The organism is Candidatus Pseudothioglobus sp. Uisw_016 (assembly GCF_048087635.1).
Lineage (GTDB): Bacteria > Pseudomonadota > Gammaproteobacteria > PS1 > Pseudothioglobaceae > Pseudothioglobus.
Genome location: NZ_CP159806.1, coordinates 1,647,972 through 1,665,072 on the forward strand (window position 1 = coordinate 1,647,972; position 17,101 = coordinate 1,665,072).

At 39.5% G+C, this 17,101-nt stretch carries 15 protein-coding genes; all 15 read right to left on the bottom strand.

The window, feature by feature from the left end; all coding sequences use genetic code 11:
* Positions 1–3: 3 nt before the first annotated feature.
* Positions 4–2,421, bottom strand: a complete 2,418-nt coding sequence (locus ABXT69_RS08390) for a GcvT family protein (RefSeq protein WP_416677925.1) — start codon at positions 2,419–2,421, stop codon at positions 4–6.
* Between the two features lie 27 nt (positions 2,422–2,448).
* A complete protein-coding gene (locus ABXT69_RS08395; RefSeq protein ID WP_416677927.1) occupies positions 2,449–3,969 on the bottom strand; it encodes a trimethylamine methyltransferase family protein in 1,521 nt (506 codons plus the stop codon).
* 115 nt (positions 3,970–4,084) lie between these two features.
* Positions 4,085–5,098, bottom strand: a complete 1,014-nt coding sequence (locus tag ABXT69_RS08400) for an ester cyclase (protein WP_416677928.1) — start codon at positions 5,096–5,098, stop codon at positions 4,085–4,087.
* A gap of 2 nt (positions 5,099–5,100) precedes the next feature.
* Positions 5,101–6,705: a GMC family oxidoreductase gene (locus ABXT69_RS08405; protein ID WP_416677930.1), complete on the bottom strand. Its 1,605-nt coding sequence runs from the start codon at positions 6,703–6,705 to the stop codon at positions 5,101–5,103.
* A gap of 3 nt (positions 6,706–6,708) precedes the next feature.
* Positions 6,709–7,590, bottom strand: a complete 882-nt coding sequence (locus ABXT69_RS08410) for a carbohydrate ABC transporter permease (RefSeq protein WP_416677932.1) — start codon at positions 7,588–7,590, stop codon at positions 6,709–6,711.
* A gap of 1 nt (position 7,591) precedes the next feature.
* Positions 7,592–8,617, bottom strand: a complete 1,026-nt coding sequence (locus tag ABXT69_RS08415) for a carbohydrate ABC transporter permease (RefSeq protein ID WP_416677934.1) — start codon at positions 8,615–8,617, stop codon at positions 7,592–7,594.
* A gap of 98 nt (positions 8,618–8,715) precedes the next feature.
* A complete protein-coding gene (locus ABXT69_RS08420) occupies positions 8,716–9,945 on the bottom strand; it encodes an ABC transporter substrate-binding protein (protein ID WP_416677935.1) in 1,230 nt (409 codons plus the stop codon).
* Positions 9,946–10,140: 195 nt separating this feature from the next.
* A complete protein-coding gene (locus ABXT69_RS08425; protein WP_416677937.1) occupies positions 10,141–10,848 on the bottom strand; it encodes an RraA family protein in 708 nt (235 codons plus the stop codon).
* A complete protein-coding gene (locus ABXT69_RS08430) occupies positions 10,833–11,525 on the bottom strand; it encodes an alpha/beta fold hydrolase (RefSeq protein ID WP_416677938.1) in 693 nt (230 codons plus the stop codon). The genes ABXT69_RS08425 and ABXT69_RS08430 overlap by 16 nt, the downstream gene beginning before the upstream one ends.
* The gene (locus tag ABXT69_RS08435; RefSeq protein ID WP_271556904.1) at positions 11,522–12,655 is read right to left on the bottom strand and encodes a cobalamin-independent methionine synthase II family protein; all 1,134 of its coding nucleotides are present in this window, start codon (positions 12,653–12,655) and stop codon (positions 11,522–11,524) included. The genes ABXT69_RS08430 and ABXT69_RS08435 overlap by 4 nt, the downstream gene beginning before the upstream one ends.
* 38 nt (positions 12,656–12,693) lie before the next feature.
* Entirely contained in the window at positions 12,694–13,356 is a 663-nt protein-coding gene (locus ABXT69_RS08440; RefSeq protein WP_416677939.1) for an HAD-IA family hydrolase, read from the bottom strand.
* Positions 13,357–13,373: 17 nt separating this feature from the next.
* Positions 13,374–14,339, bottom strand: coding sequence for a cupin domain-containing protein (locus ABXT69_RS08445; RefSeq protein WP_416679591.1), 966 nt, complete (start codon positions 14,337–14,339; stop codon positions 13,374–13,376).
* A gap of 2 nt (positions 14,340–14,341) precedes the next feature.
* The gene (locus ABXT69_RS08450) at positions 14,342–15,310 is read right to left on the bottom strand and encodes a nuclear transport factor 2 family protein (RefSeq protein WP_416677940.1); all 969 of its coding nucleotides are present in this window, start codon (positions 15,308–15,310) and stop codon (positions 14,342–14,344) included.
* A gap of 3 nt (positions 15,311–15,313) precedes the next feature.
* Positions 15,314–16,336, bottom strand: a complete 1,023-nt coding sequence (locus tag ABXT69_RS08455; protein WP_416677942.1) for a LacI family DNA-binding transcriptional regulator — start codon at positions 16,334–16,336, stop codon at positions 15,314–15,316.
* Entirely contained in the window at positions 16,336–17,100 is a 765-nt protein-coding gene (locus ABXT69_RS08460) for an SDR family NAD(P)-dependent oxidoreductase (protein WP_416677943.1), read from the bottom strand. The genes ABXT69_RS08455 and ABXT69_RS08460 overlap by 1 nt, the downstream gene beginning before the upstream one ends.
* Between the last annotated feature and the right edge of the window lies 1 nt (position 17,101).

The window sequence follows — 17,101 nt, forward strand, 5'->3', positions numbered from 1 at the left end:
TTTTTACTGTCTCATTTTGAATCCAGAAGGATCATATAGTGGTTTCATTTCTACCGAAGCCTTATGAAATTCGCCTAATATCTCCACTTCAAGGTCTGTACTAGGGTTAATCAGCTCAACTGGAAGATATGCCATAGCAAGGGATTTTCCAACCGAGTGGCCATAACCCCCTGAGGTAATATAAGAGACACACTTGCCGTTATACATTACCGCTTCATCTCCACTCACATCGGTTTCTGTATCAATTTGAATGACTGAAAGTTTTTTAATTGGGCCATTCTTTTTTTCTATCAAGGCTGCTTTTTTACCAATAAAGTCACCCTCCCAATTAACAAAGAAATCCATTCCAGACTCCATTAAAGTAAAGTCAGGGCGATAATCCATTGTCCATGCTCCCCAATTTTTCTCAAGCCTCATTGACATTAACGCTCTTCCACCAAACCACTTTAGTCCAAGATCTTTTCCAGCCTCATCTATTTCCTCAAAAAGCTTTAATTGGTATTGTGGTGAGACATATATTTCATAGCCAAGCTCTCCTGTAAATGAGATTCTGACACATAATGCAGGAACGCCAGCTATAAAGGTATCCCTTATATCGCGAAACTTAAAAGCTTCAGGGCTGACGTCTTCTCTCGTAAGCTTTGACAACAATTCTCTTGACTTTGGTCCAGATATTGCAATACCATGAAAATCATCTGTCATGTTTTGATAGAGGACATCGTCTATACCCTCAAGATGTTTTTCAAACCATCGAAGGTGCATATTTTGTGCTGCACTTGAGCCAAATAAATAATAGGTCTCTTCATCAATACAGGAAACTGTTAGGTCACCATTCAACTTACCACTCTCTAGTAGCATGGGTGATAAGTTAACGCGGCCTTTACTAGGAATATGTCCAGCAAGAATTTTTTCTAAGAAAGCTTTCGCTCCTTTCCCAGTAAACTTATGATTCGCAAAGTTTGCAACTTCTATTGCACCAACAGATTCGCGAACAGCATTGACCTCTCTTGAAACATAATCATGGGATCTTGATCGATGAAATGTAGGGTCTTCATAAGCATCCTCTGGCGAATTTGCGAACCATAAAACATTTTCGAGTCCAAAAGTGTCTTGCCAGACTGCGCCTTTATGACTTAAACGATCATAAATAGATGTGGTTTTTTGACGCCTTCCTTTAGGTAGTGTTTCGTTTGGAAACGTCATTACAAATCGTCTTTCATAATTTTCAGAGGATTTAGTAACGCCCCATTGAGGTGTCGCAAAGCTTCCAAAGCGTGCAATGTCCATTGCCCAAACATCGACTGATGGCTCCCCTTCAATCATCCACTCAGCAAGAGTTTTCCCAACTCCACCTGCTTGACAAAAACCAGCCATAACACCTACAGCTGTCCAATAATTTTGCATACCTGGAACAGGCCCAATCATAGGATTACCGTCTGGAGAAAATACAAATGGCCCATTAATAATGTTTTTAATGCCAGCGGTTGCTAGCGCAGGAATACGCTCATATGCTAGCTCCAATCGATCTGCAATATTATCAAGTTTTGGCTCCAATAAATCATGTCCAAAGGTCTGTGGTGTTCCGTCAAGAGACCAAGGAGTAGATCGAGGCTCATAGGTCCCTAGCAACATGCCAGTATTTTCTTGGCGCGTGTATATATTTGCTTCAAAATCAATAAAACTAGGTAAGCGTTGGCCATCCGCTAAGCTAGCAATCTTTTCAATCTCTTCAGTAATTAAATAGTGATGCTCCATCGGAACAACAGGCAAATGAACTCCAGACATCCTCCCAAGTTCTCGTGCCCAAAGACCACCAGCATTAACAATATGCTCTGCATGGATATTCCCTTTCTCAGTCACGACATCCCAAGATCCATCTACCCTTTGGTTGGTCTCAATAACTGGTGTATGCGTATAAAATTCAGCGCCATGAACGCGCGCAGATTTCGCATAAGCATAGACAACGCCAGAAGGGTCAACATCCCCCTCAGTTGGATCCCATAGTGCAGCAACATAATGTTTAGGGTCAATTAATGGGTGCTTATCTACCACCTCAGCTAATGATACAAATTCTTGGTCTAATCCCAATGTTCTTGCCTTAGAGCGTTCTCGTTTGAGGTAGTCATACCAGCTTTGATTTGAAGCTAAGTAGAAGCCTCCTGTTTTGTGAAGACTAATTGAATGGCCCGAAGTCTCCTCAATTTCTTTGTATAAATTAATTGTATAGTCCTGTAACTTGGAAACATTCGGATCAGAACTAACTGTATGAAATGAGCCCGCTGCATGCCAACTTGAACCAGATGTTAATTCATCCCTTTCAAGAAGAACAACATCTTTCCACCCCATTTTTGCAAGGTGAAAAAGAATCGAGCAGCCTACTACGCCGCCCCCAATAACAACAACTCTTGCAGAATCTTTCATAGCTAATCCCTTAATAAAAGAGTGCCCTTATAAAGGAGCAGCTCCACCCTCTGCAACCCTTTTATTAACAAAAGCTGAAAGCCCTTCTTCCACTTCTGGCTTTAACTTTGGCTCTTCATACTCTTCTAAGAGCTGCTTCCATATTTTGTTTGCTCGTTGAGTTGCAGTTTCTGAACCCGCATCCCTCCAAGATTCAAAATTTCTCCAGTCTGAAAGCATTGGGTTGTAGTGTTCAGTCTCATATCGATCCAAAGTTTGTTGAGCTGCAAAAAAATGATTTGCAGGACCGACCTCTGCAATCGCTTCTACCCCTAAGGTATCTTTATTTACAATTGTGGGTTGAAGAAAAGCCTCCATCATTTGGTTCATCTCAGCGTCTAAAATGACTTTCTCATAAGATGCGCAAAGTCCACCTTCTATCCAGCCATGACCATGTAGAATAAAATTTACTTGGCCCAGCAAGCAAGCCCATAGAGACATTTGTGACTCATATACTGATTGCTCGTCCGGTGCATTAGAGGCGTTAGCATTAGATGCTCTAAGAGGAATTTTATATTTTCTGGCTAGTTGTCCACTTGCAATTGTAGCTTGCGTATATTCTGGCGTACCAAAAGCTGGGGAGCCTGATTTCATATCAACATTTGAAGTAAAGCTGCCATACATTGCAGGAGCTCCTGGCTTAACACATTGATGAAAAGCAAGTCCCGCAAGCGCTTCAGCATTTTGCTGAACTAGGGCACCCGCAACAGTGATCGGCGCCATTGCCCCAGCTAGAGTGAATGGTGTATAAATAACAGGTTGATTATGCTCTGCCATTTCAATAGCACCTTCTAAAAGGGCCTTGTCGTAGACCAATGGAGAGTTTGCATTTACAACTGTAGTAATTGAAGGTTCCTTCAGAAGGGTTTCTTTATTAATCCCTCTGCTAATTCGGACAATTTCAATAACATCAAGCATCCTCTCACTACCAATCGCGTATCCAAAAAGGGGTTTTGTTGTGAGGCGAGCAGCTGCAGAGACTGCCTTTAAATGACGCACACTTACATCCAAATCGCAGGGCTCGACAGGGTAGCCACCAAATGCATGGACCGTATTTAGCATTTCACCTAGTTTGATTAAGTTTGTGTAGTCTTTAAAGTTACCTAGAATTCTCCCTCTATCTAGATCAGAAACATTGGGTGCACTGGAAACCATTGTATTAATAATAGACTGACCACCAACATGCACATGCCTTTCTTTGTTTCTTCCATGAAGCGTAAACTCACTGGGAGTGGTTGCTATTTTTTCCATTATAAAACCAGGTTCAAACCTAACGCGTCTTCCATCAGAATCAACGGAGGCACCACCTCGTTTTAAAATCTCTACTGCTCTAGGGGACTGGATGTCTATACCTGTATCACATAAAACTTTTAAAGAGGCTTCATGGATTGATTCAATCTCATCCACTGAAAAAATCCTCATCGGCTGAAAAGGATTCTTTTTTTGTCGATAAGGGGCCTGTGTAAAGTTTGTAACTTCTCTAGTGACCTTCGCTCTTCCTCGTCTCATTAATCAATTCTATTTAAATCGTTATAGAATTGATGTTAATTCAAAAATGAATTGAACTCAAGTTAAAAATATTTATTAAAAATAGTGAGCTGTATTCAGCTCACTGAGAAGTTTTTTAGGTTCTTGGAGTTTTTTTGATTCGATCTAAAATATCAACGCCTTGTTGCTTCCAAAAATGCAACAGGTCAATGAAAATCCAGTTTTCTGAGAGTTTATCACCTTCACGACGATACATATCTATAACCCTCATATCTCCTGGTTTTTCCGATGCAGGCATTCCCATAAAACCACCGGTAGGAGTAAGGGTAAGGTTAGGCCATCCAAAAAAGCCACCAAAATTACCTTCTGCAAGTTTACAAAGATGGCCATTAGAGATACGATCTTTAAATCCAGCCCTAAATGGCCCGGAGTGCTGCTCAGCATACCTTTCAATTGTGTAGCTCGAGCCAATACCTGCAGGGCCCCACCAAATCATATCTTCATTCCAGCTTGCCCTAAGCTCATCAACTAGTGATATTTTTCCGGTGTGCTTCCAACCCTTAATATCTTCAATCATAAAATTTATTAAAGCCAGTGTTTTTTCACCTTCTTGCATATTTTGTTCTTCGAACAACAAACCCTCATGAGTCATTGGTCCTGGCTGAACAAGATGGGCACCTGTTTGAGGTGGAAAAGGGTTTAATCCAACCTGCAGCATGACATGGGGAATATCAAAAAACATTGCGGTTTCAGTTATCTTTCCATTTTCAACCTTATTAAATTCGCAGTAACGTAATAAAGCCATCTTTCTTGATGGAGCAATTCCTAGCCATTCATTATCAAAGAGTCCCATAAGATGGCCCATAGAAACTACCCAGACTGATTCAAATCCGTCAATTTGATTTTTTCCAGCCATAAAAATATCCATGCGTCTTTGAATATTTTTAAATGCATAACGAAATGGCTGCCAGAAAATTTCTGAAACTTCCTTAGCATCTGAAATCTCATTAAAGGGATGGAAGCCTCTCCAAATATAATCTTCACTAATATAGTTTTTTAAAACTTTTGTAATATCAGTACCTTGCGCGGAGTCTAGTGCTTTGTAATAGTCACGAATTAAATTTTTTTCGTTTTGAAAATTTGAAGTCATATTTATTCCTTGTTTAATATCATTGTTGCGCCCATTTCTGCAATCATCATAGTTGCTGCTGAGGTATTACCACTGACTATGTTTGGCATAATCGAAGCGTCAATAACTCTTAAGTTATTCATTCCTTTTACCTTTAGGTCACTCGGGGAGACAACCGCTAAATCATCAACCCCCATTTTACATGTTCCTACAGGGTGATAGACTGTTACTGCTGTTTTACGAATGTAGTCTAATAGCTCCTCATCTGATTGGATAGATTTTCCAGGTGCAACTTCTTCACCGCGAACCTCGTCAAACTCTTTGGATAATAAGACCTCTCTAGCTTTTTTAATTGCCTCGACAATGGTTTTTTCATCCCTAGAGTCAGACAAGAAATTATGGTCAACAATAACCTTATGCTTGTCACCATCCTTCTTAATCTTAACTGCCCCTTTACTATGGGGTCTCAATAGACATGTAAATAGAGAATACCCATGTCCAAACTCAAACCTTCTTCCACGATGACTTCGGTAAATAGGTGTAAAGTGAAACTGAACATCAGGATAATCGGGGCTTCCAAGTTTTGTATCTGCAAAACCTCCTGCCTCAACAAAATTACTGGTCCACCAGCCCATTCTCCTAAATAAGTAGTTAAAAGGAGATGTAAAGACTTGTGGCAATAAAGACCTCCAAGAAACTCCAATTGATTCTGATTTATTTGAACGAACAGTGACCATTGTGTCTAAATGATCTTGGAGATTTTCACCAACCCCTGGAACATTATGTTGACAAGTTACGCCTACTTTTTTAAGCTCTTCTCTATCCCCAACTCCAGATGATAAAAGTATTCTTGGTGATTCAATTGCCCCAGCACATAAAATAACCTCTTTATTACAAAGCAATTGCTTATCTATGCCATTGACTTGTAGCTTAATTGATTGGGCACTATCGCCCTCAATCTCAATTAATTGAACCCTGGAATTTGTCATTATTTTAAGGTTTGCTCTTGAAGAAATTGGAGCAATAAAGGCCTTATAAGAATTTACTCGCGCGCCTTTATCTTGATTAACCTTATAAATTCCTAGGCCTAATTGAGACTCATCATTAAAGTCAGGATTCTTTGGAAGCCCTATATGAGAGCCAGCCTTAATAAAGCGCATAGCCGTCTTATTGACTTCTTGTGGCATGACAACTGGCCACTCACCAGCTGTTGAATGATACTTAGGATCTGCACCTGTTTGATCTTGCTCAAGTTTTTTAAATATCGGCAATACATCATTATAGGACCAACCATCACAACCAAGAGCCTTCCAATTATCATAATCATTTTTATTTCCGCGAATATAAATCATTCCATTGATTGAACTTGATCCACCAAGACACCTGCCACGGTTAACAGTAATTACACGGTTGTTTAATTTTTTTTGTGGTGCTCCCTTGTAGGCATAGTCAAGCTTCTTATGTCCGTACGCAACTGAAAGGCCAGCAGGAATTTGAACCCATGGGCTCTTATCACTTCCACCTCCCTCAATCAAACAGACAGTAGTTTTGGGATTTGCGCTCAGTCGATTTGCTAAAACGCACCCAGCAGAACCTGCACCAATGATAATATAATCAAACGAGGACAATGATTAACCCTTGACTGCACCAGCTGTTAATCCACTAACAAGCTGCCTTTGAAAAAACATAACCAGAATGAACAATGGAACTATAGCAGATACAACTGCTGCGACTGCAAACATAATATTACCTTCTGTTTGAGTAGTGCCCATAAAGCTGGCAATTTTAGGAACCATAGTTTGGTTTTCCTGAGAGAGTAGTAACGCTGTAACAGCAAAATCATTATATGCCAAAAGAAATGAGAAGAGTCCAGCAGTAATAACTCCTGGCCACATCACTGGAATAATTACATGTCGAAAGGCTTGGAACTGAGTACACCCATCAACCTTTGCACTCTCATCAAGCTCTTTGGGTATTGTTTGAAAAAATGAGTGCAGCATCCACAATGTAAATGGCTGGTTAATTGCAACCAACACAATAATGGTAGTCGGCAATGTTCCCCAAACATTCCAATCATAGAAGGGCTGTAAATAGCCAGAAACAAGAGTGATTGGAGGCAGCGCACGAAAAACAAGTGCAATTATTAGCAGCCAAAATGAATAACGAAACCCAGACCTTGAAAGCGCATAACCGCCTAAAGTTGCAAGAGTTAATGATATGAGTACTGTAGAAACACAAACTATCGCTGTATTTAAAAAAGCGCGCCAAAACTCTTCTTGGATCCATGCACCCTCATAACCTGCGCCTGTAAAAGACTCTCCATAGACTACTTGGGTTCTTACTCCAGAAAATACATTAGTCCAGTCTCCCTTTGAGAAAAAATCCAGCTCTACTTTGAATGAACCCCACATAGTCCATAAAAATGGAAAAGCTGCTAAAATTAACCAGAATAATACAAAGCCATATATTAATATCTGGAGTCCTAATGGTCTTTTTATTTGATTTGAAGTCATATTATTTCTCTGGGTTGAATTCACGCCATGTTCTAATCAAAACTGGCATAAGAAGTATGATGACGCCAATTATTGTCAACACTGATGTAGTTGCTGCAGATGACATAAGTCTGATTTCTTGGCCAATATCATTCCATATAATCCATGAAAGAGAGGTCGCATGTGCCGAAGCACTAAAACCAACTATTGGCTCAAATACTCGGAAATTATCCATCAGCTGAATTAACGCCACAAATGCTACTAGTGGAGATAAATGAGGCACAACGACATGCATAGTTTGCTGAAAACGTGAAGCCCCATCAATCATTGCTGCTTCTATAGTTTCTTGTGGAACAGTCTGAAGTCCAGCGTAAAAAACAATGAATGCAAAAGGGGCAGAGTGCCAAACACCGTATACAATAAGTGTTATCCATGTTAGGCCAGTTGATGCCTTTAGTGACAACGTAGGATCTGCAAATAATTCTTGGAGACCTGAGCCAATAATACCTCGTGAATCAATCATCCAAAACAGGATCAACGAACCAACCAAAGGGGTTACAATCATTGGTAGCAATGAAAAGAACACCATGAATCCTTTTAAGTGTCGATGCAGTGAGTTAACTGCTATTGCAATTATAAATCCAAATAATATAACCAGCGGGGTTACAACAAAGGTATAAGTCAAAGTAAAGCCCATTGCTCGATAAAATGGAAGATCCTTTAGACTGGAAACAAAATCAATAAAGTTTGTCTTACTCTCCCATAACTCACCAACCTCTTTAAAGGCTAGGTGGTTTCTATCAGTATAGATTTCAAATCCAACCCACTTACCTTTTGGCTTCTCTTCATTGATTTGCTTACTTGCCTGATGATCAATAGTTGTTTCAGATTTACAACCAAATGGATCACATGATTCAACAACAATTAGAACCTGGTCATGAGGTGTATGAAGTGACTGACTTACAATCGAAGTTAAGGGCAAGGCAATGAACAAAAACATTGCTAGGGCTGTAGGTAAAAAGAACCAGAAAAAAGTCTTATGCTTCATATGGAAATAATAAGATTAGAGAAACTCAATTATACAAAAAAGAAAAGGGCATGTGAAACACACACCCTAATCTTAGGAGATAAACAACTTACAAAAGCTTATAAATAGCCTTTTTCTGTCGCAGCAGTTGTGTATGCCGCTTCTAAACCAGCTAAAGCTTGCTCAGCAGTTTCTTTGCCTTGCATGAAGTCAACTAATTCAGCACCTGCGGCTGAATGCATTAGACCTGCATATGGCAACATTGGATACGGCTTAGTTCCCATTGCAGCAGCAGCAAATACACCTGCAGCAGCTGGAGTAGGCTCATAACCATCAATTAACCAAACAGCTTGTGGCGAAGTTGTTTCATTCAACATAGCTGGACGAATTGCATGCATCATAGCCATAAAAGTAGCCTCTGCATCTGCATCTGAAATATTCTTAGATACAGTAAATCCATCCCACCATAAAGTTGAAGCTGCAGTTGTACCACCACCAACTGTCATAGGACCAGCAGTAGCTGTAGCTGCTACTACAGCAGCATCTACCTCATCACCTTTAAGGGCTCCAATACGTGATCCCCACATATTCATAAGAGCAACGTTACCAGCTTTCCATTCGGCACTTGTTGCGTTTGAATCATGAGTTAAATAGTCAGGGTTCATAAAGTGAGATAACTGCTTCATCATAGTTAGTGTATCGTAACCATGCTGATTGTTAACAGCAATCTTAGCTGTACCAGGCTCAAAGAACTCGCCGCCATGACCAATATACATATTAACAAATTCCTCAGCTAAGTTCCAACCTGAAGCATAGGCACCACCAATAGGGTTCTTCATCAAACCACTAGAACGGATTCTTGCAGCAGCTTCTAACATTGCTTCATAAGTTGTAGGCACCGCAATTCCTAACTGGTCCAAAATATCTGACCTATAAGTTAGATGTTGAGCGTTCGCCATAAAGGCAATACCCATAATATTTCCATCAATTGTAACTAACTGGCTTTTCTGAAGACCTTGTCCATGCTTAGCAACTAGATCATTCAAAGGTCTAATAACATCATTGTTCATAAGTGCAACAATTGATGAGTTAGCAACAATAGCTGATGTAAATTCAGCTGGGTTACCAGTCATACCTGGAAGATTAATTTTTTGATGATCAGCAGTTAGGTTTGTTTCAACTGTAACACCACCACCTGCACACTCCATTGCGCCTGCACCGATTGTTTGGATCGCTGGAAACTCATTACCAACAATACTAACTCTGCCTTCAGAGATGCCGCAACCGGCCCATGCACTTGAAGCTAGAGTAGTAAGCGCTACAATTGTAGCGATTTTTCTTAAAAACATAATATCACTCCTTTTTTTTCAATTAAATACAAATTAATAATACATCGTAACAAATATTAAAAAATATATTGCATACGATTGCAAACGATTATATCACAGAGTCTTAATCTCTATATAACTTTTTATTCAGCATATTAAACCGAGACATACTATCAAAAATTTCTCAATAACAATCTTACTAAAAACTCAAAAAATTTATGTTCTTGATTTTTCGAAATCTTCCCATGCACTTTTAAAGCTATCAAAATTGAAATCTTTCTTTTCAGCAGGACCAAGAATCAACTGCTCTGAAGCAAATAACTTATGGATAGCGTCCTTTAAACCATTAATAACCTCTTTAGGGATTACAACTGCGCCGTGAAGGTCAGCATGAATTAAATCATTTGGCGAAACACTCATACCAAGAATACTAATTTTTGTATCAATTTCTCGTACGTGAACAAATCCATGACTTGGACCAATAGAGCCTGCAACGACTTGAAAATCTTCTGCAAGATCACCAAGATCTCTCATAACTCCGTTAGTCAGCGCACCAGAAAGACCAAACCCTTTGTGAACTTTCGTATTAACCTCACCCCAATAAGCTCCAATACAATTTGGATAATCAACATCCTCTATGACTGCAACGGCAGGGCCAGTAACTTCTGACATATAACGATAATAATTCATCCTCCGCTCTTTAATTATCTCTTGGTCTTCTGTTGGCGGAATCAGTGCAGCAATTTTTGCAGTTTTGGCAAAACCAACCATTGCTCCACCTTTTGGTGCCGAGCAAATCATGGTTTCACGAGTAAATTCTGAAAAACCCCTCTTGCCTTGTGCTACTTCAATTGCGTTACATACAGTAGGTGTATCTACTGATTGAAGAAGGGTAAGTAATTCTTGATCTAGTTCATAAGCCATGTTTTTAATATCTCCGTAGTTTTCTCTGGTTGTTCTAATGTTGGCAAATGACCGGCATTTTCAATTACCTCTAAAGTTGAGTTACTAATTATATTATGCATCAATTCATGCTTCTCCAGAGGGCATAATTTATCTTCCAAGCCGCACATTATCAACACGGGAATATTAAGTGAGTTAAGAGCCTCCTCTTGATCAATTCTTCCTTGGAGTGCTCTTGACTGGTTAACAAAAACTTTAGGACCTAAAGAAAGAGCCATATCCATGCAGATATTTAAAATAATATCTGGATTATCGCTATCTGCTAAATATTTAGGTTTCATCTCATCACGAATAACATTTATTAATTTTCCTGATAAAGCATCACTAATTTGAGGCTCACGCTTGGCCTTCACTTCCTCTAATTCAGATTTAGGATTGGTATCAATTAACACCAATTTTTCAACTCTTTCTGGTGCCTGTGAACAAATTTCCATAGCTACAATACCACCCATAGAGTGGCCAGCAAGGCTGAATTTTGGTGGCGCATGACTTAAAACATCGGCCGCCAAGTCGCTAATATTGTCATGTTTAGAAATATCTGCAATATGCACCGATACCTCAGCGAGAAGCGCCTCTATTTGTGGCGCAAAAATCCGCTCATCACACATCATTCCAGGAATCATTACAAGGGGTGTCATAATCTATTACTTACAAGCGCAGCACCCTCAGATAAAGACTTTAGTTTAGCAAAAGCAATTTCTGGATCGACCGCTCCAAACCCTGCAAATGTTCCAAAACCACAGTCTGATCCTGCAATTACTCTTTCACTCCCTACTATATTAACAAATTTTTCGATTCGCTCTGCAACTAGCTCAGGATGCTCAATGAAGTTAGTGGTTGTATCAACAACACCAGGTACAAGTATTTTCGTATCTGGTATTTCGCTTTTACGATCTCTAAAAACTGTCCATTCATGAGCATGGCGTGGGTTTGAAGTTTCAAATAAAGTATATCGAGCTTTTGCCTTCATAAGAGTTCCAAAAACCTTATTCATATCTATATCACAACAGTGGGGACCTTCATAATTCCCCCAACAAATATGAATTCTAACCTTCTCTTCTGGGACATTCTTCAGCGCATGATTTAAGGCTTCAACGTGTGACTCAATAATCTTTATAAACTCTGAGTCAGACAAGTCACTAAATAGCATATGCCTAGAAAGTGCTAGATCAGGACAATCTAACTGTAAGTCTAAACCTGACCCTACAATAGTTTCATACTCATCTCTCATAGCATCGGCCAAGGCGGCCAGGTAAGAATCCCTTGAAGGGTAGTAGTCATTTTGTAAAAATAGTGAAATAACGCCAGGCGAAGCTGCATTCATAAAACCTCTATCAATGCTATTTTTAGCCATTGCAGATTTCAAATTAGATATATCCTTTTGAAGCTCTCCTTGACCTTTTGACTTTACTTCACTTGTGCACATTGGTCTTGAATATTGAGGAGTTCCACCATCATCGGATAGCCTTTTAAGAAAGCCTGGAAACATCTTTAAGTCTTCTGGCGCATTTCGAGCACTGTCACCTGAAAAACCTGTATATCTATCTTTCACATAAGTTGCGTATGATATTTTTGATGTCTCCCCATCACTAACAATATCGATACCTGCATTTTTTTGCTTCTCAACAGTCTTTAAAACATTCTCTTCCATGCACTCATCAAAACTCTTCTCATTATATTTTTGACTATTTTCTCTTGCAAAAATATAGTCAACAACTTCTTGAGTTCTTGGAAGTGAGCCTACGTGACTAGTTAATATTCTACTCATTCATTACTCCTTAATAATATATAAAAAAGGTCATTCCCTTATAGCATTGTTAGGTCATCGACAGACAAATGATCCGTTACAAACTCAGCACCACTAAAATCATTACCTTGTGTATTCGCTCCCGGGAATCCAATACACTGGATACCTGCTTCCAAAGCAGACTGCATACTAATTTCAGAGTCCTCAATGGCAATGCAATCTTTTGCATCTAGATGCAGCTCAGACAGAGCTTTTAGGTATATATCTGGACTTGGCTTTGGATTAGATACCATTGTATCGTTGCCAATGAAACTGAAATCATTGCGCTTTATCTGATCTCCTAATGCATAAAAGATGGCATCAATATTGACTTTTGAAGTATTTGTGACGAATGCTAGTAGTAAACTACTATCCAGTGAATGACTAATAAGGCTTGCTACACCAGGGCGGAGTAGGATGGATTCTTTGGCCATAAAACTATCAAAGATTTTAGTTTTTTGTCTATGCAGATGCATTGCATCTATATCAATACCGCGTTGAATCGCATAGTTTTTGATCCTCTCGCAGCCTCCAGACTTTGCCAGTAGCTTCTGGTACTCATCAGGACTCCAATTCCAGTCAAGTTCAGCCTCAGAAAATGCCTGATTGAATGAGCGACGTTGAAGCTCAGAGGTTTCAACAAGTGTCCCAATCGATCCAAAAAGAATTGCTTTGTGATTCATTATCATGCCCTTAAAAATTAGCTTCTCCATGTTGGGCCTGCTTGATCATCAGTCTTTGTAACCCTGAAAAGACTTGCACTTCTCAAATCTTTAGGGACAATCTTATGTAACATTTCAGGGCGTATCAAACATGTATCCCCAGGAGAAAGAGTTGCAACATTGTCATCCCACTCTAGAGACCATTCACCACTCATTATCATATTAACCTCGTGTCGACTTGAAGAGTATTGCTCTCCAGTAAAAGTGTCGGATGTAATGTAGTCAACTTCAAAACCAGGCCGATCTTTTAAAATCCCATCTACCCCAATAACATTAAGTGGTAAATTCTGTGACTTTTGCTTTAACTCTGATGAGCTTACAAAAAAATTATTAATAAACTCTTCAGTTGTAATTTCAGAAAAATTTCTAAGATTAGTTTCAGTTAATAATGGCATTGGGTTGACATTTTTTGGCAAAATCTCCCCTTTTTTAGTATCATATAATAATCCATTTTCACCCAAAATCAGGCCAAAGTCTTTAGCATCATTAATAACCTCAGGTGCCCATGTAACGCCTCCCCCTGCATCATCACCTCCAAGTATTGCCATCAACATTCCATAATCCTCACCAACATTTTCAAATGCGCGAAACATACCTGTAGGAATATTAACCATATCGCCTTCTTCTGCAACTACCTCTCCAGAATCACCATAGCGTCCCCAGAAAAAACGCCATCGACCCTTGAATACATAGAATACTTCAGCAGTTGTGTGCGAGTGTAATGAATTTGTGCAGCCTGGAGGTTGGCCCGCAGCACCAATATTAAAGCCTGGTGATTGATCAATATGAACATACTGATCAGGACTCTCTGATACCCCAGAACCAATAATTGTAAAGTTATCTTTCTGATTTGATCCAGGCGTATGTGCGTCAATAAATGCAGTTTTGCAAGGCTTTAAATCAGCATATCGAACAATACACTTTTCCATTTCTTCTAAAGTCATTATCAACCAGTCTTGAGGATTATTTGCTTCCACATAGAAGTCTCATCAAATAATGTGTACTCTCTTCTTAAGCCCCATGGACCAAATTCAGCATGAGAAACTCCCATCACATATAAATCAGCACCTGTAGGTTCACCAAAAACTCCCCAACCATCATGCTTACCTTTTAGAGACCATCGAACAGCTGCACGTGGAGACATATATGGATCTTCTCTTCCAATTTGATGTTCGATAGTAAATTTTGCACTCGGCATTGAAGATCGAAGGCCCGTCCAGAACTCATTTGCATCCGAGTAGGAATGGCCTGAAACGCCACCAGGATATTCCAAATCACAACCACGATCATACTCATCATTAATCACTGATTGATCAGAGTCCATAATCCGTTTTAATATATCAACATACTTTTCGCCCCACTCATTAGTGTTGCCCTTTCCTGTATATGGCCCAGGTTGATCCATGGAATCTTTAAAAGGGTGTAGGCATTTATCCATACCACCCTCTGAATCTATCTGCTTTCTAGCAAAGTCTTTTGGATGAACGCCCAGCTGTCTTGCCATAGCACCTACATCACGAATTAGCCATTCATCATTAACTTGATTATTAATAGCATGGCAATCTGCTATCGTTCTAAAAACAATTTTTGTACCCGTTGCTTTACCAAACTGCCCGTCGCCCATGTGAGATGCCGTTGATATAATTCTATGGGATGACAACATTCCTGTCTCAGGAGTGCCAGACCAGATTACATCTTCACCTAAGAGTTGACGATCTGGAAATTCAGATAAGGTTGCTTTGGTCGCCTCTATAACTGGCTTATTGCCAATTATCAGGGAGTGTGGGGATCTTAATATAATATCATCCGAATAAAGATAAAGCAGTTTATCAATTCCTCGATCTTCCCAAATTTCATGAGTAATGCCATTTATCCAATCTGGAAAATTAGCATATTTTGAATCAAAACCTTTCATAAATTAAACTCCATAGTTATCTAAAATTTTTGCAGATCCTCTCAGCATTAAAGGACCATCAATTTTTATACGTCTTGGCTTAGTTGAGTTATCTTCAATACTGTCAATTAATATAGCAACTGTTTCGTCCACCATACGATTTGCACGCTGCCTTACAGTTGTTAGACTATAAGCTAGCCATTTGGCAACTGGGACATCGTCATAACCAACAACTGAAACCTGGTCAGGTATTTTTAGTCCAAGCTCAAAGCGCATTACGTCCATTACTGCAAATGCCATATGGTCATTTGCCACAAAAACTGCATCTGGTATTTCACTTGCTGTGAACATTGATCGTGCTGCTTGACGAGCCTCGTCTAAATTAAAGTTACCAACTTCTCGAGCAAAAAGACCCTGTCCATTCTTTTTAAGTTCATCAGTAAATCCTTTCTCTCGATCTCTTTGAGTAGATGCGCCTTCCCAGCCTGCTATATAACCAATTCGTGTATGGCCATTATTACAGAGAAATTGTGCAATTTTTTGCCCCCCAAGCTCATTATCAGAGGTAACTGCTGACAGCCTTTCGTCATCTTGAGTACGATTAAATAAAACAACTGGGATGCCAGCATCAGAACATCTTGATGCTAAATTAGTAGACATTCCAACAGATGCTGCAATGATTCCATCCACCTGATAGTCTAAAATCTCTTCCACTACGTTATCAATATTTCCTGAAGTATTTGTGGCCATAAAGATCAATACGTGATAACCATTCTTTTGAAGGGCCCCTGATAGAAGCTCTAACGCTTCAGGATAAAAGTAATTATCTAAGTAGGCAACAACAAGGCCTATAATTTTTGTCTTTCCAGTAATTAGTGATCGCGCTACTATATTAGGTCTATATCCAAGCTTCAAAGCAGCCTTTCGAACTAGCTCATTAGTTTTTTTAGAGGATGAAGCTCCAGGTGTAAATACCCGAGATACTGCAGACTGGCTAACGCCAGCTAATTTTGCTACTTCTAATGACGTGACTTTTTTATTTATCATTAGTCAGCAGTCCAGCCTCCATCCACCATAAGTGCAGAGCCAGTGACCATTGATGAGCCAGCGGAAGCTAAAAATACTACAGCCCCCATGATATCTTCAACCTCTCCAATTCGGCCAATTTTAATCTTACTTTCAATCCACTCTTTACGATCAGGATTATCAAAAGTTGATTGAGTAAGCGGTGTACGTATAAAAGTTGGACAGATTGTATTAACTCTAATTTGATGGGAGCCCCACTCAATGGCCATAGCTTTTGTAAATCCCTCTACCGCATGCTTTGATGCTGAATAAACAGCTCTATCAATCCCGCCTACATGACCCATCTGAGAAGAAATGTTGATTAATGAGCCAGGTTTTTTTGCTTTTATTAATCCATTCGCTACTGCTTGAGTTACAAAGTATGCGCCGCGAAGATTAACATTCATTACCGCATCAAAATCTTCTAATGATGTATCTTTAGAAGGTGCGTGCCTACCTAAACCAGCGCTATTAACTAAAATATCGAATGGTCCTTTATTATCAATAGTTTCTTTAATTGCATTTGTATCAGTAACATCCATCACCATTGCTTCAGCACTTAACCCTTTCGCTTTCATTTCATCAACAACAGAATGAAGTTTATCAATACGTCGGGCTGATACAACAACGTGTGCGCCTGCTTCAGCTAAGGCTACTGCACAACCAAGACCAATACCAGATGAGGCTCCTGTAATTAAAGCAGTCTTGTCATCTAGTCTAAACGATGGTGTAGTTGGAAGCTTCATA

Coding starts and splice junctions, on each gene's coding strand:
- ABXT69_RS08390 (WP_416677925.1), bottom strand. CDS start 2,421: ATGAAAGATTCTGCAAGAGTTGTTGTTATTGGGGGCGGCGTAGTAGGC.
- ABXT69_RS08395 (WP_416677927.1), bottom strand. CDS start 3,969: ATGAGACGAGGAAGAGCGAAGGTCACTAGAGAAGTTACAAACTTTACA.
- ABXT69_RS08400 (WP_416677928.1), bottom strand. CDS start 5,098: ATGACTTCAAATTTTCAAAACGAAAAAAATTTAATTCGTGACTATTAC.
- ABXT69_RS08410 (WP_416677932.1), bottom strand. CDS start 7,590: ATGACTTCAAATCAAATAAAAAGACCATTAGGACTCCAGATATTAATA.
- ABXT69_RS08415 (WP_416677934.1), bottom strand. CDS start 8,617: ATGAAGCATAAGACTTTTTTCTGGTTCTTTTTACCTACAGCCCTAGCA.
- ABXT69_RS08420 (WP_416677935.1), bottom strand. CDS start 9,945: ATGTTTTTAAGAAAAATCGCTACAATTGTAGCGCTTACTACTCTAGCT.
- ABXT69_RS08425 (WP_416677937.1), bottom strand. CDS start 10,848: ATGGCTTATGAACTAGATCAAGAATTACTTACCCTTCTTCAATCAGTA.
- ABXT69_RS08430 (WP_416677938.1), bottom strand. CDS start 11,525: ATGACACCCCTTGTAATGATTCCTGGAATGATGTGTGATGAGCGGATT.
- ABXT69_RS08435 (WP_271556904.1), bottom strand. CDS start 12,655: ATGAGTAGAATATTAACTAGTCACGTAGGCTCACTTCCAAGAACTCAA.
- ABXT69_RS08440 (WP_416677939.1), bottom strand. CDS start 13,356: ATGAATCACAAAGCAATTCTTTTTGGATCGATTGGGACACTTGTTGAA.
- ABXT69_RS08445 (WP_416679591.1), bottom strand. CDS start 14,339: ATGACTTTAGAAGAAATGGAAAAGTGTATTGTTCGATATGCTGATTTA.
- ABXT69_RS08450 (WP_416677940.1), bottom strand. CDS start 15,310: ATGAAAGGTTTTGATTCAAAATATGCTAATTTTCCAGATTGGATAAAT.
- ABXT69_RS08455 (WP_416677942.1), bottom strand. CDS start 16,336: ATGATAAATAAAAAAGTCACGTCATTAGAAGTAGCAAAATTAGCTGGC.
- ABXT69_RS08460 (WP_416677943.1), bottom strand. CDS start 17,100: ATGAAGCTTCCAACTACACCATCGTTTAGACTAGATGACAAGACTGCT.